We start from the raw sequence: 21,336 nt of genomic DNA on the forward strand, positions 1-21,336 counted from the left end.
GGGTGATGTGGGTTATCCTCTGCGCCCTCGTTCGTCCAGGAGCCCCTCATGTCCAAGACTATCCGCATCGCCGCCGCCCTGTTGATCGACCCGCAGGGCCGCACGCTGCTGGTGCGCAAGCGCGGCACCCAGGCATTCATGCAGCCAGGCGGCAAGATCGATGCGGGCGAATCGCCGGCCCAGGCGCTGGTGCGTGAGCTGCACGAAGAATTGGGGCTGCGAGTCGACCCTGGCCAGGCCGTGCACCTGGGCAGCTTCAGCGCGCCAGCGGCCAACGAACCCGGCTTCGTCGTCCAGGCCGAGCTGTTCCGCGTCGACAGCGCCGAGGCCGTGGCCCCGGCGGCGGAAATCGAGGAGGTGCTGTGGCTGGCCGCGAACCAGGCGCCGGACTTGAACCTGGCACCCCTGACCCGCGACCTGATCCTGCCGCTATGGCGCGAAGGCCTCAACGCACCGCGCTGACCCCGTCCAGGGTGGCGAACGAAGTATCCTTGGCGGTCAGCAGGAAATCGCGCATGTACGGTGCATCGAGCATGTCGGTGCGCACCGCCGCGTAGAGCGTGGCGAACAGCCCCTTCTCGCCCAGGCGCTTGCCCTTCACGTAGCCGCGCGAACTGTACTCGTGCAGCGCCCAGTGCGGCATGCCGCACACGCCACGGCCGCTGGCCACCAGTTGCATCATCATCACCGTCAGCTCCGAGGTGCGCACCGCGGCCGGCTCGATGTCGGCCGGCTCCAGGAAACGGGTGAAGATGTCCAGGCGGTCGCGTTCCACCGGGTAGGTGATCAGGGTCTGGTCGAGCAGGTCCTGGGGCACGATGTAGGGTTTGCTGGCCAGCGGATGCTGGTTGGCCACGGCGAGCATGGCTTCGTAGGTGAACAGGGGCACGTAGGTGATGCCGGACAGGTCCACCGGGTCGGAGGTCACCACCAGGTCCAGGTCGCCCCGGGCCAGCGCCGGCAACGGGGCGAAGGCGAAGCCCGAGGCCAGGTCCAGCTCGACTTCTGGCCAGGCGTCGCGGAACTGGTCGATGGTCGGCATCAGCCATTGGAAACAGCTGTGGCACTCGATGGCCATGTGCAGGCGCCCGGCAGTACCTCCCGCCAGGCGCGCGATGTCGCGTTCGGCGCCGCGCAGCAGCGGCAGGGTGGCGTCGGCCAGTTGCAGCAGGCGCAGGCCGGCGCTGGTGAAGCGGATGGGTTTGGTCTTGCGCACGAACAATGGCAGGCCGAGGCGTTCCTCCAGCTCCTTGAACTGGTGTGAAAGGGCCGATTGGGTCAGGTGCAGCCGTTCGGCGGCCTCCACCAGGCTGTCCGCCTCGCGTAAGGCATGAAGGGTTTTCAAGTGACGGATTTCCAGCACGACGGCTCCGAAAGCATTCTTTGGCAAAGCGGGGAATGCCGTTGAGTTTCCCTCATGTTGAAGGCATTGTCGACGCGGGAACAAAGCAGGGCACCTGAACAGGTGCCCTGGGCTGGCTCAGAAGTGCGGAGCCAGGTGTTTCAGCGCCTGTGCGCGGTTGAGATCGCCGCGCCAGATACTTTCCACATGGCTGGCTTGCCACTCGCTGCCAAGGTAGCGCTGGGCAGGCGTTTTCAGGTGTGCCTTGATAAAGTCAGTGAATACCGGGTCAGCCTTGTTGAAATGCACATGGGCATACCAGAGCGTCCGTGGCGCGGCGTGGCGTTTGTCGCTGATGCGGAACTCCTGCAGGTGATCCGGACGTCCGTCGGGGGTTCGTTTGAGTTCGACCAGCGTGCCGGTTTTCTCGATGAGCAACACATCCTGATCCACCAGATAGTCCAGCTGTGCGCCATTGGGTTCGCGGGTTTTCATTATCTGTTCGATCCGCAGCGTGCGCCCTCGCTCGATCAGGTTGCGCGAGGCCATGTCCAGACGTGTCAGTGTCGGTTCGGATTGGGCCGCGCGGGCGATTCGGTTGGCAAGGCCTTCCAGGTCGTTGGCCTTGAACCGCATCAAGTCTTCCAGGCTGGCGCCGTCCATGCCTTGTGCCGCGTATTGCTCGATTTTCTGGGTGAACGCTTGCAGCCCATCGAGATGCCGGCCGGCTTCACCGCGCAGTTCATCCAGGGTCGCCTGACGTACCGTAGCCGCCGCCCCGGTGTCCGGGTTGGTGAGGGTGAACTTGCCTGAGGCGTCCTGGCGGTAGATTTCGGTACGGCCGTTCACGCCGGTGATGCGGTAGGTGTTGGGCTGATGCGGATCGGCTTCGCCGATCAGGTAATGGGTTTGCACGGTTTCGAATACCCGTGGCTGGCGCTGGCCGGGGCGGTTGACCGGTTGCGGTTGCGAGGTGCCCTGCTGGAGGCTGCGGGCGTATTGGGTATAGGCATCGAGCGTGCTTTCCAGGCGTTGGACCTGCGCGGCGTCGAAATGCTCGCCATAGCTGGTTTTCCAATAACCCAGTCTGCTTTTGAACTGCCGCATCTGGTCGATCGACCTGGCCAGGATGGCACCGCGCTGGCGCGCGCTGGTCCGTGCATTGCCCAGCGCGTGTACCGCGTAAAGGGCGCGATCGAGGTCAGCACGCGGCTCGCGCATCAGATACTGCAGGTTGAGCCAGGCGCCATCGAGCGAGCGTACCGGTTTGGTCAGCAAGCCCAGTAACTGGGCGATGTCCAGGTAATTGAGCAAATGGTCGGTGAAATTGCTCAGTTCACTGTCGATATGGCTGAACACTTCACGGCGTGCCGCGGTTTGCCTGACCTGTCGGCGCCAGGTACGCATGGCCTGCACCTGTCGACGCAAGTCATCCAGCTCGGCCAGCGCCTTGCCGCGTTGCTCGGCCATCTGTACCCGGAACACGAGGACCTCCTCGGTGGCGGCCATCAACTGGGCGGCGTTCAGGTCACCCCCCAGCCCATTGGCTTTCTCTCGGGCCACCTGGCGTAGCCGATCCACCTCGTCCAAGGTTTGGGCCAGGCGCATCTGCGTCATCTGGCCGAGCCGGTTGTGGCTGTCGCAGATCAGCATGGCCAGATCGTTGGCTTGGGCCTGCGCGTTGTTTCTAAGGCGTGCGGAGGATACCTCGACGAAACTCAGGCAGTCGGCGTGGATGCGTTTGGCCTCGGCGATGCAGGCCTGCAGCTCGCCGACCAGGGAGGCGTCGCTGGCGTCCTGCGCCGCGAATGAACGTTTCATGCGTTGGTTGAGCGCATCGGTTCTATCCTTGAACGCTGGCATGTCGCGGTTGATGCTGTCGCGCAGGCGATTGTGCCGCCGGTAGGCCTGGTCTCTCCACCAGCGTGGCAGCCGCTCCCTGACGGCGGCAGGCCAGAGCGGGTCCAGCGTATCGGCAAGCCGGCCCAGGGTCTGCCCACCGCCGGCGCCGGCGCCCAGGCGGTGGACGCCATACAGGGCCAGGTGAGTATTCCATTGGCCGTTCTCATCCAGCGCGATCGCCCGTTTGAAGGCGCTACCGCTGTTGCCTGACAACTCCCAGGTATGGCTGGCCTCATCCCAGCGAACCTTGTACGGATGACCCTGCACCTCGATATAGTCGCCCTGGGTATGACGATAAATGCCTTGGTAGCGGCCAGTGCCGGCAACCGGTAGGCCTTGCAGGGAAACAGGCTCGCTGGCTTGGTAACCGGTCAACCCGGCCAGGGGCTCATGGCCCGTACCCCATGGGCGTGGCGAAGCTGTCGCTGACCCAGGCCGCTGTGCCAGCTGATAGTGCCTGACTGAGCGGCGCAACCCGACGGCAGCGGTGCCCACGCCACCACCGAGCGCATCCATGGCGATATCGACGACGCTGACCAACACCTGCTCGATGGCATCGAGCACATCGACGCTATTGCCGGCGGCCAGGGCCCTGATCAAGCCGGCGGAAGCATCGTAGAGGTCATAAAGACTTACCGGCAAGCCCAGCACGGGAATCAGGCCGAGGGCGAGTTTGAAACCGAGTAGCACCTTGCCTGCCTGCGCGGCGAGGTTTTCGACATGCAGGTCCAGGTTGCTCCGGGAAGTACCGCGGTGGGCCTGGAGCAATTGTCCCATGTGGGTGTCCAATTGCAGTTCGGCAAGGGACTGCGTCGCGGGCCATTCGACGCCGACGCCGATGATACCGTCGAAGCGGTTGGCATGGGCCTGGTCCAGGCGTGAACGGTGGGCGGCCGGATTGCCCTGCAGTGCCCTGCTGGCCAGGTAGTCACGTTCGCGGCTGTCCACGCTGCCTTCGAACAGGCTCAGACGTGCCTGCTCGAGGGTTGGGAACTGACGGAGCGGGCTGCTGGGGTGGTCGGGGCGGTACAGGAGGGTGGACTGGTGGGTGCGGTCCTCGATGAAGGTAACGCCCGCGAGCGTGGTGGGCTGGCCGTCGGTATCGGGGCCGCCGCTGGTCAGGCGGGCTGGCAGCAGCCGCAGGTCGAGGCCGTTGGCCTGCAAGTCGGCCCTGCTGTGTGCGTCGATCACTTGGGCAAGCATGGCGTGGCTGGCACTGTCCAGATGGCCGCTGGCATGGAACAGCAGGTTTTGCAGCCGCAGGATCAGGCGATGGGGCGCCACCAGGCATTCGCGCCGAAACGCTTGCGCATGGTCGCCTTCATCGGTGCCCAGGAAGGCCTGGGTGATCGCCGCCTCGTATTGCCCGGCAAGGTCCAGCTCGTGGGCCAGCGTTCGCAGGTAGGCGGCGTCGAGGCCTGCCTGCAAGGTCTGCTCCAGGGCTGCATCGGCCGGCTCCAGTCTCAGGCGCAGGAAACGCAGGCGATCGTGCATCGTGTCATCGATGTTCTCCAGCAACAGGGTCTCCAGCGCCACCGTCACCCGCTCGTCACTGGCTTTGAGCACCGCCTTGAACGGCGTGCCTGGGGCGCCGCTGCCGGCAATCAGGTCCTTGCCTGAGTAGGTTGTGCTGACGGGTATGTCGAGTTCGATGCGGTGTTCGGCAAAGCCGTCGAAATCCTGTTTCAGGCGTTTGGCGAGTCGGGCCAGGCAGAACTGCCGGCGTTCCGGCAGGTCGCGACGAATCAGTGCCTGGGCCTTGCGCAACGATGCGAGGTAATCCTGGACGAGCGTGCGCAGGGGCTGACGGTCGTGGGCAGGGATCTTCGTCAGGCCCGCTAGCGCGTTACCGACTTGCGTGAGGATGTCCTGCTGCGCTTGATGCATCCGCAGGGCGGTTTCGCGGGCGGCGTGACGTGGCACTTGCAGGTTCAGGGCAAGTGCCTCCTTTAGCCGCGGCAGGGCCTGCGCCGCGGCGGGAAGGCCCTGACTGGCTTGCAAGTTGTCCTTTTGCTGACGGCTGGCTGCCAGCAAATCGTTCAGCGTGTGGCCGATCGGATCATCGGGTAGCGCCTTCAATCGTACCGACAAGCCAGCGCTCAAGCAGCCCTCCAGTTGCTGCAGGCTCTGGCAGAACAGCAGCCCGCCATGCTCGCCGAACCAGTACAGCAGCAGGCCATGCGCGGTGTCGGGGGTGTCCAGCAGCGTCTTGGCCGTGATTGCCAGGGCGCCCAGCAGCAGGGTGGCACTTGGCTGCTCGATGGACGCAGCACTGGCCTGCGGCACCAGTTCGACCTGGGCGGCCACCGCGTCACTGGCGGAAGCGGTGAACAGGGTCCGCACCCAATTTAACTGTCGTTCGTCGAGCTGGCCCAGTGCATGCTGGAGCTGAGCATGGGCAAGCAAGCCGTCGCGGTGAGCGTCGACCAATGCTGTGCTTGCGGTCACCGGGTGCGCGTCGGAGTGCCATTTTGCGGATGCGGTCACTGCGTCGACCAGTGCCTGGGTGGTGTTCCTGGCTGTCAGTAGTGCGGCCTGCTGGCGTTGGCATTGCTGTAGTTGCGCCGCGGGCAGGGCGTCCAGCATTTCGAGTTGGCCCGCGATCAGTTGCGTTCGTAGAGCAGGGGCCAGGTCGAGGCTGAGGTTGCCGAAGTCGAACAGAGAGGGGCGGGCTGAAAGCGGCTGTGCAAGCTCGTCACCCTCGGGGGCTGGGGCAAACACCTGGCTGTCGCGCCAGGCATGCTCCACCAGGTCGGCCGCGGCCAGGCTGTTGGCGGCATGGGTTTCGAGCTGAGCGCCGGCCGGCGCCGCCAGGGTGTTCATCAGCGTGGCTTCGAGGTGCTTGAACAGTGCGTCGAAGCCCAGGCCGATTCCGTCCAGGTCGGTGTAGGTAATCGTATCCTGCTCTGTGGCCCGCAGGGCTGATTCAAGTGTCTCGCGGGTGGCGTAGGCCGTGAAGGGGCTTGTCTGTCGCGGTGCGTAGAGAACCTGGGGTGAATCGCCTTCGAGGCTGATGACCAGGGCGCCTGGCTGGCTTGAGGGGGCTTGGATCAGCACCTTTTTCTGCCTGTGGATTCGCCACTCAGGGTTTTCCAACAGGCCGACGAGCGGTTGTCGATGCTCTTCGGCCAGTATCTGTTGCTCCAGGGCGATCTCCAGCGTGGCCATGAAATGTGCGCGGTATTGCCCACGGGCATGTTCGCGCCGGCTCAAGGCTGTACCTTCGGCGCGCGCCGTCCAGTAGTCATGCCAGCGTTGGCGCAGGGTGGCCTGCAGGTCAAGGGCGACGAGGCGAGCATAGAGTTCGCTGGGACGCAGCTCGGTCACCTTTGGGTTGACGCCGTGCTTGCCTTGCACGGTTGCACGAGCGTCCAGGTCGGCCGGGGCAGAGGGCTGCTGATGAGCGAACAGGCCTAGCTGGGTGAGGCTCACGAAGTGGGCCACGTTGCCAGTGTTCAGCAGCAGCCCGGTATGCTCCGGGTCGCTGGCGAACACGTCGCGCAACAGGTCGTTGAGCACCTGGCGAACACTGGGTGCGAGGCTCAGCAAGCGATTGAAGGTCTGCCGCGATTGGCGCCAGTCGGCGAGGGCGCGGCGTGTCACCGGCGTATCGGCCAAGAGCGAACGCGACAGGTCGCTGACCAGATGGTAGGGCCAGTAAGGGGTAGGTAGGGTAGTCATCAGGGATTCCGTCAATGATCGGGCTGGTTTGTCCTGACTCATTGAACGACACGGTGGGGTTGCGACTGAGGTACTGGGATATGGCACGACCGCTCGGCAGGGTTCACGAAATTGTCACGAATTTGTGGCAGCGCGCTCGAACGGGTTTCATCACACTCGCGCTCTACTGGGGATCTGCATTCTGGTGTTTCTTTCATGCGGGCGTTTTTACTGTGCTTCCTTCTTCTGCTCTGCGTACCGCCGAGCTTGGCCGCAAGCCGCTGCAACGTACATGCGCCGGTGCAACGGGCCGAGCTGGGCGAGGTCAGCCTGGTCTACCAAAGCGTTGGCGCGCCGCGCGATCCGGCCCTGCTCTTGGTCATGGGCCTGGGTGGGCAATTGATCCACTGGCCGGATGACGTGGTCGAGGCCCTGTGCCACCAGGGCTTTCGGGTGATTCGCTACGACAACCGCGATGTCGGCCTGTCACGCTGGAACCAACTGCCGGCTTCGGCCAACCTGACCGTCGAGCTGCTGCGCTACAAACTGGGGGTGCCGGTGTCGGCGCCCTACACGCTGACCGACATGGCCGGTGATGGCCTGCGCCTGATGGATGCCCTGGGGGTCCGCCAGTTCCATGTGCTGGGGGTGAGCATGGGCGGCATGATCGCTCAGCATCTGGCGGCGATGGCCCCGGAGCGGGTGAGCAGCCTGACCCTGGTGATGTCCAGTTCGGGGGCAGCTGGCTTGCCGGCGCCGAACCCGGCCCTGGTGCAGTTGCTGGCGCGGCGCAGTGCACCGAGCCGTGAGGTGGCCATCGAGCAGCAGGCCGACCTGCTGGCGGCGCTGGGCAGCCCGCAGGTGCATGATGACCGCGCGGTCTTGCTGAAGCAGGCAGCGGTGGCCTACGACCGGGCGTTCAATCCTGAGGGTGTGAAACGCCAGATCATGGCGATACTTGCCGAACCGAGCCGGGTGGAAATGTTGAACCAACTGCGGGTGCCCACGCTGGTGGTGCATGGCACGGCCGACCCACTGTTGCCGGTGATGCACGGGGTGCACCTGGCGGCGCATATCCAGGGTAGCCAGTTACGGCTGATTCCTGGGTTGGCGCACCGCTTCCAGGAGCCGTTCAAGGCGCCGTTGCTGGGGGCAGTCCTACCCTACCTGCAGGCGCATCGGCAGGATGCCACGCACATCGCCCGGCTCTGAATGTCGCCTCGTCGGGTTCGCCTGTAGGAGGGCAGGGCGTTCAGTGCATCCGCACCCACACACTCACCAGCACTGTCGCCGCCACCAGCCAGGCCACCGTGGCCAGCGCCAGTGACACCTCCAGGCGCAGGCGGTCGACCAGCACATACAGGGTCGCCAAGTAGACGAAGTAGGGAATGATCGACCACATCCCGAACAGGATGGTGGCCTTCAAGTCTTCCAGCGAACGCCCCTTGCCGACGATGTAGTGGGCGATCAGGGCAAAGGTGGGAAACAGCGGCACCAGACCGGCAATGTAGTAGTTGCGGGTCTTCGACAGGATCGCCAGAAGCACCACCACGCCGGCGCCCAAGGCCGCTTTGAATACCAGGTCCACGTTTGATTTCCAGGTTGAGATTGCCGATCAGCCGAGGCCGTACTTCTTCACTTTGTCGAACAGCGTGGTCTTGGCCATGCCCAGCTCCTGGCTGGCCTGGCTGAGGTTTCCACCCGTGCGTTGCAGGGCATCGCCGAGCAGGTTGCGTTCGAACGCCTCGACTGCCTCGGCGAACCCCAGGCCCTGGCTGGCGCCGCCGCTCGGGCTTTTCTTGAACGCTGGCAGGCCGAGGGCGTGGCGTTCGGCGACGTTGCGCAGTTCACGCACGTTGCCCGGCCAGTCGTGGGCCATCAGCCGCGACAGGGTCTGGCTGTCGATCTCCGGTGTTTCACGGTCGAAGCGCAATGCCGACTGCTGCAGGAAATGCTCGAACAGTTGCAGGATGTCTTCGCGCCGCTCGCGCAGTGGTGGCAACTCCAGCGTCACCACGTTGAGGCGGTAGTACAGGTCGCTGCGGAACTGGCCGCTCTGGCCGAGCGTGGCGAGGTCCGATTTGGTGGCGGCGATCACCCGGCAATCCACAGGGATGCTCTGGTTCGAGCCCAGGCGCTCCAGGGTGCGCTCCTGCAACACGCGCAGCAACTTGATCTGCAGGTTGATCGGCATGCTCTCGACCTCGTCGAGGAACAGTGTGCCGCCATTGGCGTGCTCGATCTTGCCGATGCGGCGCTTGCCTGCGCCGGTGAAGGCGTTGGCTTCGTGGCCGAAGATCTCGCTCTCGAACAGGTTTTCCGGCAGGCCGCCGCAGTTCAACGCCACGAACGGTTGGCCCTGGCGCCGGCTGAAGTCATGCAGGCAACGGGCGACCAGCTCCTTGCCGGTGCCGGTCTCGCCCTCGATCAGCACGTTGGCCGAGGTGTCGGCGACGTTGGCGATCAGTTCGCGCAGGTGCTCCATGGCCGGCGAGCGGCCGATGATCCGGCCCTCCAGGCTGCTTTGCTCAGCCAGTTGGCGGCGCAGGGCGAACACCTCGCGGGACAACCCGCGCTGCTCAAGGGCGCGGCGCACCACGTCGACCAGGCGCTCGGGCGAGAAGGGCTTCTCCATGAAGTCGTAGGCGCCGTTGCGCATGGCGCCGACCGCCATGTCGATATCGCCGTGGCCGGTGATCAGCACCACCGGCAGGCTGCGGTCGCGGGCCTTGAGGCGATTGAGCAGCTCCAGGCCGTCGATGCCGGGCAGGCGGATATCGCTGACCACGATGCCGGCGAAATCGTCGCCGATGCGCTCGAGCGCCTGCTCCGCGCTGCCGACGCCTTCGCAGGCGATGTCTTCCAAGGCCAGCGCCTGCTGACAGCCGAGCAGCACATGCGGGTCGTCTTCGACGATCAGAACGGTGAGAGGTGCTTGGTTCATAGGGGCTCAGCCAATTCGCTAGGGGGCGTGACCAGGGGCAGGGCGAGGACGAAGGCCGTGCCACCGACGGTGGGGTGTTCGACGCTCAGTGTACCCTTGGCGGCGGTGGCAAGGCTCGCCGACAGGGTCAGGCCCAGGCCAAGGCCGTGCTCGCCCGGTTTGGTGGTGAAGAAGGGTTCAAACAGGTGCTTGCGTGCCTCGAGGTCGATGCCGTGGCCATTGTCACGCACCCGCAGGCGGTACTTGTCGCCCTGCAACTCGCCTTCCAGCCACAGTTGCGGCAGGGGCTGGGTGGCCATGGCGTCGAGGGCGTTGCCGATCAGGTTGACCAGGATCTGCTCCAGGCGGGTCTGGTCGATGGCCAGTTGCTGGTCGTCGAACTCGCGGTTCAATTGCAGGTGGCAGGCGCTGATGCGGTTGCCCAGCACCTGTAGCGTTGCTTCCACGGCCTTTTCCAGCGAGGCCTGGCCGCTGTCGTCGCCACGCCGGGCGAAGGAGCGCAGGCTGGCGGTGATGCGGCCCATGCGGTCGATCAGGTCGTTCATGGTGCGCAGGTTGGCGCTGGCGGTTTCCAGCGCGCCGCGTTCGAGGAAGCGCACGGTATTGCCCGACAGGGTGCGCAGGGCCGCCAACGGCTGGTTGAGCTCGTGGGCGATGCTGGTGGACATCTGCCCGATGGCCGCCAGCTTGCCGGCCTGGACCAGTTCGTCCTGGGCGTGGCGCAGGGTCTGCTCGGCGTGCCGGCGTTCGCGGATCTGGCCCTTGAGGCGTTCGTTGCTGGCGCGCAGGTCGGCAGTGCGTTCGGTGATCTTGCGCTCCAGTTGACTGTTGGCTTCTTCCAGGGCTTCGCGCGCGGCCAGGCGGGTGGCGATCACCTTGCGCCGTTCGTTCCAGGCGATACCCAGGATCGCCAGCAAGGCGAACGCCACCCCCACCAGGATGCCCTGCACCATGGATTCGCGGCGCAGGTCCTGTAACGGGGTGAGCAGGGTAAAGTGCCAAGGGGTGTCGGACAGACGTCGGGTCTGGGCGAGATAAGCGACCTCGCGCTGCTTGCCCTGGGCGGTTTCGCTGTTGGCCGGGAACGTGAGTTTCTCCACGCCGTCGGCGAGGGTTTCGCGGGCCAGCGGCTGCAGCTCGTTGAGCGGCCACCAGTAGTACTGCAGGCTGCGCGCCAGGCGCTCCTTGATCTGCGGCGAGAGTGGGCGTACCGACTTGAGGCGCCGCGCCGGATCGCTGGAGAGGATGATAATGCCGTTCTCGTCGCTGACGAAGGCTTCCAGGCGGGCGCGCTGCCAACGTTCCTCGAGGGTGTCCAGGCGCACCTTGATCACCGCCACGCCAATGATCTTGCCGTGCTCCTCCAGCCCGTGGGCCAGGTAGTAGCCGGCCTCGCCCGTGGTACTGCCAATACCGTAGAAGCGCCCGGGCTCACCGCGCACGGCGTCCTGGAAGTAGGCGCGGAACGACAGGTCTTCGCCCAGGAACGAGTCGGCATCGCGCCAGTTGCTGGTGGCCTGGACTCGGCCGTTGGTGTCGAGGACGAAGATCGCCCGGCTGCGGCTGCGCCGGTTCAGGCCTTCGAGGTATTCGTTGACCGTCTGGCGGTAGCCGCCGTCCGGGTCGGTGAGCAGTTGCGAGACGCTGTCTTCCAGCTCGAGCAGGCTGGGCAGGTAGGTGTACTTGCTGATCTCGCTCTCGACCGTGCGTGCGTGCAGCTCCAGCTGGCGCTCGCCGGTTTCGCTGAGGGTGCGGATGCCGTTGTTCTCGCTGATCAGGAAGCCGGCCAGGCCCAGACCGACCATCAGCAGGATGACCAGGGGCGGCAGCAGCAATTGGCGGATCAGGCGGGATTTCACAGTAGGCTGGGCAGGGCGAAGGAGCGAAGGGTCGCATTTCATCACAGTGGCCTTGTCACGACCAGCATCCGCTGCCTGGCGACGAGCCGGGCAGCGTCACTGTGGCCGACTTAGTGTTGCAGGATCTTGCTCAGGAAGTGCTGGGTGCGCTCGTGGCGGGCGTTCGGGTTGCCGAAGAAGTCTTCCTTCTGGCAGTCCTCGATGATGTTGCCCTTGTCCATGAAGATCACCCGGTTGGCGACCTTGCGCGCAAAGCCCATTTCGTGGGTCACGCACATCATGGTCATGCCTTCGTGGGCCAGTTCGACCATCACGTCCAGTACTTCGTTGACCATTTCCGGGTCCAGCGCCGAGGTCGGTTCGTCGAACAGCATGACGATCGGGTCCATCGACAGCGCGCGGGCGATGGCCACGCGCTGCTGCTGGCCGCCGGACAGCTGGCCGGGGTGCTTCTTGGCGTGGGCGCCCAGGCCGACGCGGTCAAGCAGGGCCAGGCCTTTCTTGGTGGCTTCCGCCTCGCTGCGGCCAAGCACCTTGCGCTGGGCGATGGTCAGGTTCTCGGTGATCGACAGGTGCGGGAACAGCTCGAAGTGCTGGAACACCATGCCCACACGCGAACGCAGCTTGGGCAGGTTGGTCTTCGGGTCGGCGATGGAGGTGCCATCGACCACGATGTCGCCCTTCTGGAACGGCTCCAGGGCGTTGACGCATTTGATCAGGGTGGACTTGCCCGAGCCGGACGGGCCGCACACGACCACCACTTCACCTTTCTTGACCTCGGTGCTGCAGTCGGTCAGTACCTGGAAGTCGCCGTACCACTTGTTGACGTTCTTGATGGAAATCATACGGTGATCCTTTTTTGCAGGCGCTTGACCAGCCAGGAAGCGGAGAAGCTGATGAGGAAGTAGACGACACCGGCGAAGATCAGGAACTCGTGGGAGCGCCCGATGATGTCGCCGTTGGAGCGGGCCGAGTTGAGGAAGTCGATCAGGCCGACGGTGTAGACCAGCGAGGTGTCCTGGAACAGGATGATGCTCTGCTGCAGCAGCAATGGCGTCATCTTGCGGAACGCCTGGGGCAGGATGATCAGGCGCATGCATTGGCCGTAGCTCATGCCCAGCGCCTGGGCCGCCCCCATCTGGCCCTTGGAGATCGACTGTACGCCGGCACGTACGATCTCGCAGAAGTAGGCCGCCTCGAACATCATGAACGCCACGACGCAGGAGGTGAACGCGCCTACCGGAGTGTCCTCGCCGGTGATCCAGCGCAGCACGAACGGCACCGCCAGGTAGAACCAGGTGATCACCAGCAGCAGCGGGATGGAGCGGAAGTAGTTGACGTAGGCACCGGCGACATTGGCCAGCAGCTTGTTCGACGACAGGCGCATCAAGGCCAGGATGGTGCCCAGGGCGATGCCGCCGACCACCCCCATGACCATCAGTTGCAGGGTCAGGACCATGCCGTCCCACAGGGCGGGCAGGGCCGGGATGATTTCACTGAAATCCATGTCCATTTACTTGCCTCCCACGGAAATCAGGCCAGGCACCGAGACTTTCTTCTCGACCGCGCGCATGAGCAGCATCAGGCCCATGTTCAGGGTGAAATAGATCAGGGTGGCCAGGGTGAACGCCTCGAACAGGTTGGCCGAGAACTCGGCGGTCTGCTTGGTCTGGGCCAGCAGCTCCATCAGGCCGATCAGCGAAGCCACCGAGGAGTTCTTGAACACGTTCAGGAATTCCGAGGTGAGCGGTGGAATGATGATCCGGTAGGCCTGGGGCAGCAGCACGTTCATGTAGATTTGCGGCAGGCTGAAGCCCATCGCGCGCCCGGCCGACTCCTGGCCGCGAGGCAGCGCCTGGATACCGGTGCGCACCTGTTCGCAGACACGGGCGGCGGTGAACAGGCCCAGGCAGATGACCACGCTGATCAGTGCCGAGGTGGTCGGGTTGAGGTCTTGCTTGAACCACTCCTGCAGGCCTTCAGGCAGCAGGTCCGGTACCAGGAAGTACCAGATGAACAGTTGCACCAGCAGCGGTACGTTGCGGAACAGCTCGACATAGGCGGTGGCAATCCCTGACACCAGACGGTTGGGCACGGTGCGCATCACGCCGAGGAGCGACCCCAGCAGCAACGCGATGATCCAGGCGGAGATAGCAATGGCGATAGTCCAGCCCAGACCGGTGATGTACCAGTCCAGGTAGGTTTCGCTGCCCACGCCGGTGGACTTGAAGAACACGCCCCAGTCCCAGTTGTAATTCATCGGGATTTCCCCTCAGACGATTGTTTCACGGGCACCTCGATACATCCGGGGGCGTTCGACGCCCTCGGATGTAAAGGTTAGACACTAACTAAGTGGCCTGTTGGATGGATTCGCGCGGATGCGCTTCAGGCCGCTATCTGAAGGTCAGGACTTCTTCTCGTCCGCGGCCTTGTCGGTCGGCTCGGCGATCAGCTTCTTCAGTTCGTCGCTCATCGGGAACTGCAGGTTCAGGCCTTTCGGTGGGATGGGTTGCTGGAACCACTTGTCGTAGCTCTTGTTGACTTCACCCGACTTGAAGTAGGCGACGATGGCCTCGTCGACCGCTTTCTTGAAGGCAGGGTCGTCCTTGCGCACCATGCAGCCGTAGATTTCGTACGACTGTGGCGTGCCGGTGATGACCCAGTCGGTTGGCTTCTTGGCCTTGGCCATCTCACCGGCCAGCAGGGCGTCGTCCATCATGAAGGCGACGGCGCGGCCGCTTTCAAGCATGTTGAAGGCTTCGCCGTGGTCTTTTGCCGAGATCACGTTCATCTTCATCTGCTTGTCGGCGTTCATCGCCTTGAGGATGCGCTCGGAGGTGGTGCCGGCGGTGGTCACCACGTTCTTGCCGGCCAGGTCGGGGAAGTCTTTAAAGGATGGCTGGCCATCCTTGACCTTGGTCAGCAGGCGGGTGCCGACTTCGAAGATGCCCACCGAGAAACCGACCTGTTGCTGGCGCTCGACGTTGTTGGTGGTGGAGCCGCACTCCAGGTCGACGGTGCCGTTCTGCACCAGCGGGATGCGGGTCTGCGAGGTGACCAGGTTGTACTTGACCTTGATGTCGGTGCCCAGTTGCTTCTTCAGGGCTTCGACCACGGCCAGCTGGATGTCGTGGGAGTAGCCCACGGGCTCCGGCTTGCCGGCGAGGTAGGAGAACGGAATGGAGGAGTCGCGGTGACCCAGGGTGATGGTGCCCGAGTCCTTGATCTTCTTGAGAGTGCCGGTCAGTTCTTCAGCCATGACTGGCGACGCGATGACCGCGGCCGCGATGGCGGCGCCCAGCAATTGACGAACGATGCGCATCAAATTTACCTCGACGTGTTTGTTTTTTTTATGGAGCCGTTGGCGGACTCTTCGTTCAACGAATACAGCATGAAGCGTGGTGCATTCGGCTACCAAGTGTAGAGCATGACTCGTGCCAAGCCCTGATGTCGATCATAAGGCCGCGAAAATCGAGGGGCAGCGCCATTTTCCCTGGCTATTTTAATGTCTGAGTGTTTCGGCTTTCCGAACGCATGTTCATGGGCTGTTCGGTAATCCGAACGCATGAGCTGGATATGGCGCGCCTTTGCTTTAAATACCGCCCGACACAATGCTCGTAATGATGTTCTGGGTCTTTGCCAACATGGAGAGGCCGAGAGTGTCAGCACAATATCTATTCCCCGCGTCTTCGGTGGATCAACTTGTCGAGCGTCGTTTGCCCGCCTGGTTGACCGCTGCGCAGTTGGAGGACCTGCAGGGTTATCAGCAGGCGCTGAAAGCGCAACAGGCGTGCGCCGAACAGATGCGCCACCTGCTTGAGCGGATTCCAACCCTCGAGGCTTTTGCCGTGCCGCGGTTGGAGAAAGCCTTGCTGGATCAGGGGGAGGGGGAAATCGAGCCACGGCAGGCCTTCGTGGAACTCAGCGAGGAGTTCCCGCTGCCGTCCGCCGCCGAGCGCCTCTATCGCCCTACTGTCACTTACCGTTCCAGGCATAGCCTGCTGGCGGCCGCGCTGCATAACTTCCATGCTCAGGAAACCCAGCCCTGGCTCAAGCGCCAAGCCCATCTGGTTGGCCCGAAAGGGGCCAGGCTCGGGCTCAGCTTCGAGCGTTTCGCCGCTCTTTGTCGTGATCTGAACATAGGCGCTGGATATCAGGCGTTGCTCAAGGGCATCCTCAAACCCAAGGCCGGGCGTGGGCAGCCCGAAGACGCCGCGCGCAAGGCGATCGAGCGCCTGTTCCAAGACACCGTGCGCACACGTCTGCATGCTTGTGTGTACGAGTCGAGGTTCAGGGGGCGACTGGATGCGTGGGATCTGCAGCGCCTGTTGTCGTTGTTCGCGCAGCAGCCCTGGCAGGTTCCCGGGGCAGGCACCTTGACGCCGCGACAGCTGAATCTGCTTGGCAAGCCGATGATCGGGGTCGTGACGTTGGAGTGGCGCCCCTCGCCGGAGGCCGAGGTCGACGAAGTGATTGCATGGTTGCCCGGCGACCCGGAGCATGAGCTGCGCCATTACGATTCCTGGGACCACTTGTATCAGGATCTGTCGCGACGCCTGCGAGAATCGACGTTCCGCCAGTTCTTCAGGCGCTTCGTCAAAGCCTCGGATCGGGCCCCCTTCGACAGCACCTTGATGCAATTGCTGGCAGCGTCACCCACCACGACGGCAGTGGAGTTGGATGGGCGACACCTGCCTGTCAAGGGCAGCCTTTTCGAACACGCCGGCACCCAGCAGATCGCGAGGCTCTTCGATGACGCTCGGTACTTGGCTGTGCCCACGGGCGACGAGGACCGCCAGGACCGCCAGGCGCGTCTGCAGGCGCTGCTGGGGGCCGGGCTGGACCTGCTGAGTCTGGCTGCTTTGTTCATGCCCCTCGTGGGTGAGCTGTTGCTGGTGGGCACTGCCGCGCAGCTGCTGGACGAGGTGTATGAGGGCTACAAGGATTGGCGTCTGGGTGATCGCCAAGGTGCCCTGGACCACCTGTTCGCTGTCGCCCAGAGCGTGGTGTTGGCCGGGGTGGGCGCTGGGGCCGTTCAGCTGCTGCGGCGGGCGCCCTTTGTCGATCTGCTGGAGCCTTTAACGGATGCCAAGGGCCGCTTGAAGCTGTTTCGCCAGCATGAGCGTGCCCACCTCGAACAGGGCATGACCACGCTTGCCCAGCATGCGCTGGCCCAAGAGGGGCAGCACTTGCTTTCCAGCGACGTCGACATCCTGCTGAAATCAACCGGCTTCAGGGTGGACCAGTTGCGTCGCCTGTGCGTGGAGCACGCCGCCCCTTCGGCCCGTCTGCTCGATGTGTGCGAGCGCATGAGGCTGCATGCGCAGCAGCCTCGGCTCAGGGGGAAGGCGTTTGACCAGGCACTGGCGCAAGCGCGACCGGCACCCACGGCGGATCAGGCATTGCTGATACGCAATTTTGACGGCCTGTCACCACGGGCGGCGGAAGAAATCATCACGCATTGCAGCACGGTGCAGCTCGAACGCCTGCGTAAAACAGGGCGTGTGCCCCTGGCAATGGCCGAGCGCGCTCGCTGGTACCTGCGTGACAGCCGCCTGGACCTGGCCTGCCTGGGCATAAGGCTGCCCAGCGCGCTCAATGTCGACAGCGAACAACTGATGATGCGCCTGATCGAGCGCGAGGCCCCTTGGAGCGCGGAGCGTGCAGTGCAACTGCGGGTAGGCCGTCGCGAAGGGCTGCTGCTGTTCAAAAGCCAGGGCGAAGCGCTGGAGCCGGCGCTGGTCATTGTGCGTGGCGAGCAGGGTTATACCCTGCAAGGGGCGGATGAGGCTGTGACTGTGGGGGCCGACGGGGCATTTTCCGAGGTGCTGTTGCGCTGCCTCGACGCCGATCAGCGTCAGGCCCTGGGGCGTGCCGACCTGAGTGCTCGGCAGTTGCGCGAAGCCTTGGCCGAGTTGGCCTGGGCGGATCGTGAGCAGGCGGCCGAGCTGATCGGTCTGGCGCCAGTCGGCGCCGGGGTCCGGCCGCCCCGGCGCTTCGCTGATGGGCGCCTGGGCTTTGCGCTGAGTGGGGGAGGGGAAAGCAGCCAACAGGCGATCCGCCGAGGCATTCACCAGATCTTTCCGACGCTCAGCGAGTTACAGCTCGATGCCTACCTGGAAGCGGTACGTGCGCGTGGGCAGAACCTGTGGGAGCATTACCAGGCGTTGCAGCGCAACCTGGCTGACCTGCGCCAGGCCCTGGCGGGCTGGCAGTCCCAATGGCGAACGCCGATCGATGCCATACGCCGCCGTCGCGTCGTCGAGACGCTGCGCCGTGGGTGGCGGCGCAAACTGGTCGACGTCAACGATGAGTACGAGTTGGTGATCGACGGTGAGCATGTCGGCGAACTGCCTGCACTGCCCGAGGATGTGACGTTCCCCCATGTCCAGCGCCTGGTACTGCGTGACATGGTGTTACAGGACATCGACGCGGCGTTCCTTGGACGTTTTCCAAATCTGGTGGAACTGGACCTGAGCCACAATCGCCTGACCCAGGTACCCGAAGGGATCGAGGCGCTGGTTCATCTCAGGCGCTTGAACTTGTCGAACAACCAGTTGGTGATCGATGCGCGGGCCAACAGCGTGTTCGCTCAGCTGGCATTGCTGGATTCGATCGAGTTGAGCTTCAATCCGTTGATGCAGGCGCCCGACCTTTCGGGCTTGCGTCATGTACGGCATGTGCATTTGCGCGCCACGCAACTGACGAGTGTGGCCGAATTGCTCGAACGTACACCCTGGCGTGCCCTGGTCGATGCCCGGGACAACCGGATTGCGCAACTGGAGCAGGATCTGCATGGGTTGCGTCAACGGGTGTCGCGTATGGACTTGCATGACAATCCGCTGGATACCGCCAGCAGCCGGCGGCTCGACCAATGGCGTGGCGGCGCCGCGCCAGGTGAATGGGGCAGTGCCTCCTACCGGCATCGCGAGGCAGGCCAGACCGCGCGTGAGCGCTGGACCGAGACGCGCGACGCCACATTACGCGCCCAGCGTCAGGCCACCTGGGATCGCTTGCGCGAAGAGCCGGGTTCGGCCGACTTGTTCCGCTTTCTGGGGGATTTCCGGCATACCGAGGACTTCGACAGCCACCCGGGGCACTACCGACGACGGATATGGCGCATCCTGGATGCCTGTGAGCAGAATGAAGTCCTGCGTGAGCAGTTGTTCCGCGAAGCCGGTGGGCCGCGCAGTTGCGAGGATCGCCTGTTGTTGTTGCTCAATCAGTTGGAAGTGGGGGTGCTGGTTCAGCAGGGGCTTGCCGGCCTGTCGGCGGAAAGGCTCGAACAGGGGCTGCTCCGCCTTGGCCGGCAACTCCACCGCCTCGACCTGGTCGATGAGATTGCCGCGCGGCATGTGGCGCGCATGCGCGCCAGTGGCTCAGGGCAAGTCGATGAGATCGAAGTGCGGTTGTTCTATCGCAATCAGTTGGCAAAGGCCTTGGAGTTGCCGATACAGGTCGAGGACATGCATTTCGCGGGCTATGCCAATGTGACCGAGGCCGAAGTGATACAGGCGCAGGTCGACGTATTGCAGAGCGAAACACCACAGACGTTGCAGGCGACGCTGGTGCACCGCCCGTTCTGGCGTAACTACCTCAGGCGGCACCATGCCGCGCGTTTCGAAGCCTTGGCCGAACCGTTCCATGACCGCTTGGCGGCGTTCGAGGCACAGGCTGAAAGTGGGGCGGAGCAGCCCTATGTGCAGCAGGCCAATGATCTGATGCACGAGTTGGAACTCGCCGAGCGACAACTGGAGGTGACGCTGACCGAAGAGGCCTGGTCGCGTTACGAGCCGTGAGCACCACTCGCGGCCCGCTTGGCGGGCCGCGAGTGGGATCAGGCTGCGCGGCTGCCAGCCTGACCTGCTGCTCTCTGTTGCAGATAATGGGCAAGGGCCTGCTGCTCGGGCGCGCTGGTGAACAGGCCAAGTTTGGTGCGGCGCCACAGAATATCCTCGGCACTCGTGGCCCATTCTTGATCGCACAGGTAGTCCACTTCGCGCGTGAACAGGCCGCCACCGATGGCTTGCCCCAGATCTTCCGGGCCCTGGGCACCATCGAGCAGGCGCCAGGTTCGGCTGCCATAGGTGTGCGCCCAGCGTTGTGCGATATCGAGCGGCAGCCAGGCATGCTGGGCCATCAAAGTGTCTACCAGGGCCTGCACGTTGCTCAGATTTTCCCCTCCAGGCAGCGCCGCGGTGCCGGTCCAGCTACCCTGCATCTGCGTGAAGTAAGGCTTGAGTTGTTCCATCGCCGATTCAGCAAGCTTGCGATAGGTGGTCAGCTTGCCGCCGAATACCGACAGCAATGGGGCCTGGCCCTGGTCCGCTGACAATGCCAGCGTGTAATCGCGAGTCACTGCCGAAGGGTTGTCCGATTCGTCGTTGCACAGGGGGCGTACACCGGAATAAGTATGCAGGATATCGGGCCGACCGAGCTGGTGGTTGAAGTGCTGATTGACCACCTGCAGGAGGTAGTCGGTCTCCTGTTCGGTAATCGCCACCTTGGCCGGGTCGCCGCTGTATTCACGGTCGGTGGTGCCGATCAGGGTAAAGCGATCCAGATACGGGATGCAGAAGACGATGCGTTGGTCTTCGTTCTGCAGAATGTAGGCATGCTCGCCCTCGTAGAGGCGCGGGACAATGATATGACTGCCCTGGATCAGGCGAATGCCGTACGGTGCGTCGAGCTTGAGGTCGTCCTTGATGAAGCTGGCCACCCATGGGCCTGCGGCATTGACCACGGCGCGGGCGCGGATGGTCTGCTGGCTGCCATCGGCGTGTTGCAGTTCCACCTGCCACAGGCCATCGATGCGTTCGGCGCGCAGGCAACGGGTGCGGGTACGGATGTCGGCGCCCTTTTCCCGTGCCGCCATGGCGTTCAGCACGACAAGGCGCGCGTCATCGACGGCGCAGTCGGCGTATTCGAAACCACGGGTGATGGCAGGCTTGAGCGGGTATCCCGGGCCGAAGCGCAGGCTGCGCGAGGCGCCCAGGCGCTTGCGCTTGCCCAGGTGGTCATAGAGGAACAGGCCGGCGCGGATCATCCAGGCTGGGCGCAGGTGCGGGCGGTGTGGTAGCACGAAACGCATCGGCTTGACGATATGCGGCGCCTTGGCCAGCAGCACTTCGCGTTCGGCCAGGGCTTCGCGCACCAGGCGGAACTCGTAGTGCTCCAGGTAGCGCAGGCCGCCGTGGATCAGCTTGCTGCTGGCCGACGAGGTGTGCTGGGCCAGGTCGTCCTTTTCGCAAAGGAACACTTTAAGGCCGCGCCCGGCAGCATCGGCAGCGATGCCCACGCCATTGATGCCACCGCCGATCACGGCGATGTCGTAGCAGTCGTGCAGGGGGGGCTGGGACGAAACGGGCTGGGACACGGGCAAGGCCTCCTGGGGCGTTCGCATCGAATGCGAACATGTATGTTCGTTTTCGAAAATACTAGCGCAATGAACAGGCGGCTGCCAGTCAGTCTTTATAGAAAAAACTGATCGAATGACAGGGAAATGAACATTTGTGAAAAGAGGCGGTTCTACGTGCGCTCCCGCGAACCGTAAGCAGGCGCCGCCAGCATGCCGCCGGCGTCGCGTCTTGGGTGGTGGCGCAAAAGGCCCGCGCCCCTGCGGGAGCCAA

Annotated in this window: 13 protein-coding genes; 3 read left to right on the plus strand and 10 right to left on the minus strand. The window is 64.0% G+C overall.

Features of this window, described 5'->3' with window-relative positions; translation table 11 throughout:
- The first annotated feature begins 48 nt into the window (after window positions 1-48).
- The gene (locus JYG34_RS05515; protein WP_213659799.1) at window positions 49-462 is read left to right on the plus strand and encodes an NUDIX hydrolase; all 414 of its coding nucleotides are present in this window, start codon (window positions 49-51) and stop codon (window positions 460-462) included.
- On the opposite strand, the gene metR is transcribed toward JYG34_RS05515, so the two are convergent.
- Both metR and JYG34_RS05525 read right to left on the minus strand, forming a co-directional pair.
- Window positions 446-1,363, minus strand: coding sequence for a transcriptional regulator MetR (metR, locus tag JYG34_RS05520; RefSeq protein ID WP_011532500.1), 918 nt, complete (start codon window positions 1,361-1,363; stop codon window positions 446-448). The two genes, JYG34_RS05515 and metR, sit on opposite strands and share 17 nt — an antisense overlap.
- A 117-nt stretch (window positions 1,364-1,480) precedes the next feature.
- Window positions 1,481-6,925, minus strand: coding sequence for a dermonecrotic toxin domain-containing protein (locus JYG34_RS05525; RefSeq protein ID WP_213659800.1), 5,445 nt, complete (start codon window positions 6,923-6,925; stop codon window positions 1,481-1,483).
- A gap of 195 nt (window positions 6,926-7,120) precedes the next feature.
- Here JYG34_RS05525 and JYG34_RS05530 point away from each other — a divergent pair, with 195 nt between their 5' ends.
- Complete coding sequence (locus JYG34_RS05530; protein WP_213659801.1) at window positions 7,121-8,116, plus strand: alpha/beta fold hydrolase; 996 nt, start codon at window positions 7,121-7,123, stop codon at window positions 8,114-8,116.
- Between the two features lie 40 nt (window positions 8,117-8,156).
- Here the strand turns inward: JYG34_RS05530 and JYG34_RS05535 are convergent, their stop codons facing one another.
- The 7 genes from JYG34_RS05535 to JYG34_RS05565 form a co-directional block, all read right to left on the minus strand.
- Complete coding sequence (locus JYG34_RS05535) at window positions 8,157-8,492, minus strand: GlpM family protein (RefSeq protein ID WP_213659802.1); 336 nt, start codon at window positions 8,490-8,492, stop codon at window positions 8,157-8,159.
- Window positions 8,493-8,519: 27 nt separating this feature from the next.
- The gene (locus tag JYG34_RS05540; RefSeq protein ID WP_213659803.1) at window positions 8,520-9,848 is read right to left on the minus strand and encodes a sigma-54-dependent transcriptional regulator; all 1,329 of its coding nucleotides are present in this window, start codon (window positions 9,846-9,848) and stop codon (window positions 8,520-8,522) included.
- On the minus strand, window positions 9,845-11,749 hold the full coding sequence (locus JYG34_RS05545; RefSeq protein WP_213659804.1) for a sensor histidine kinase: 1,905 nt from the start codon (window positions 11,747-11,749) through the stop codon (window positions 9,845-9,847). The genes JYG34_RS05540 and JYG34_RS05545 overlap by 4 nt, the downstream gene beginning before the upstream one ends.
- 68 nt (window positions 11,750-11,817) lie before the next feature.
- Window positions 11,818-12,552: an amino acid ABC transporter ATP-binding protein gene (locus JYG34_RS05550; protein ID WP_011532505.1), complete on the minus strand. Its 735-nt coding sequence runs from the start codon at window positions 12,550-12,552 to the stop codon at window positions 11,818-11,820.
- Window positions 12,549-13,220 carry an amino acid ABC transporter permease gene (locus JYG34_RS05555; RefSeq protein WP_203647768.1) on the minus strand — a complete coding sequence of 224 codons (672 nt, stop codon included), beginning with the start codon at window positions 13,218-13,220 and terminating at the stop codon, window positions 12,549-12,551. The genes JYG34_RS05550 and JYG34_RS05555 overlap by 4 nt, the downstream gene beginning before the upstream one ends.
- Entirely contained in the window at window positions 13,221-13,967 is a 747-nt protein-coding gene (locus JYG34_RS05560; protein WP_213659805.1) for an amino acid ABC transporter permease, read from the minus strand.
- A gap of 144 nt (window positions 13,968-14,111) precedes the next feature.
- The gene (locus JYG34_RS05565; RefSeq protein ID WP_011532508.1) at window positions 14,112-15,029 is read right to left on the minus strand and encodes a glutamate/aspartate ABC transporter substrate-binding protein; all 918 of its coding nucleotides are present in this window, start codon (window positions 15,027-15,029) and stop codon (window positions 14,112-14,114) included.
- 370 nt (window positions 15,030-15,399) lie between these two features.
- Between JYG34_RS05565 and JYG34_RS05570 the strand changes: the two genes are divergently transcribed.
- On the plus strand, window positions 15,400-19,506 hold the full coding sequence (locus JYG34_RS05570) for an NEL-type E3 ubiquitin ligase domain-containing protein (RefSeq protein ID WP_249746218.1): 4,107 nt from the start codon (window positions 15,400-15,402) through the stop codon (window positions 19,504-19,506).
- A gap of 38 nt (window positions 19,507-19,544) precedes the next feature.
- Here JYG34_RS05570 and glpD read toward each other — a convergent pair whose 3' ends face one another.
- Window positions 19,545-21,083, minus strand: coding sequence for a glycerol-3-phosphate dehydrogenase (gene glpD / locus JYG34_RS05575; protein ID WP_213659807.1), 1,539 nt, complete (start codon window positions 21,081-21,083; stop codon window positions 19,545-19,547).
- Window positions 21,084-21,336 lie beyond the last annotated feature (253 nt).

The sequence above is a fragment of the Pseudomonas entomophila genome (assembly GCF_018417595.1).
Taxonomy (GTDB): domain Bacteria; phylum Pseudomonadota; class Gammaproteobacteria; order Pseudomonadales; family Pseudomonadaceae; genus Aquipseudomonas; species Aquipseudomonas entomophila_C.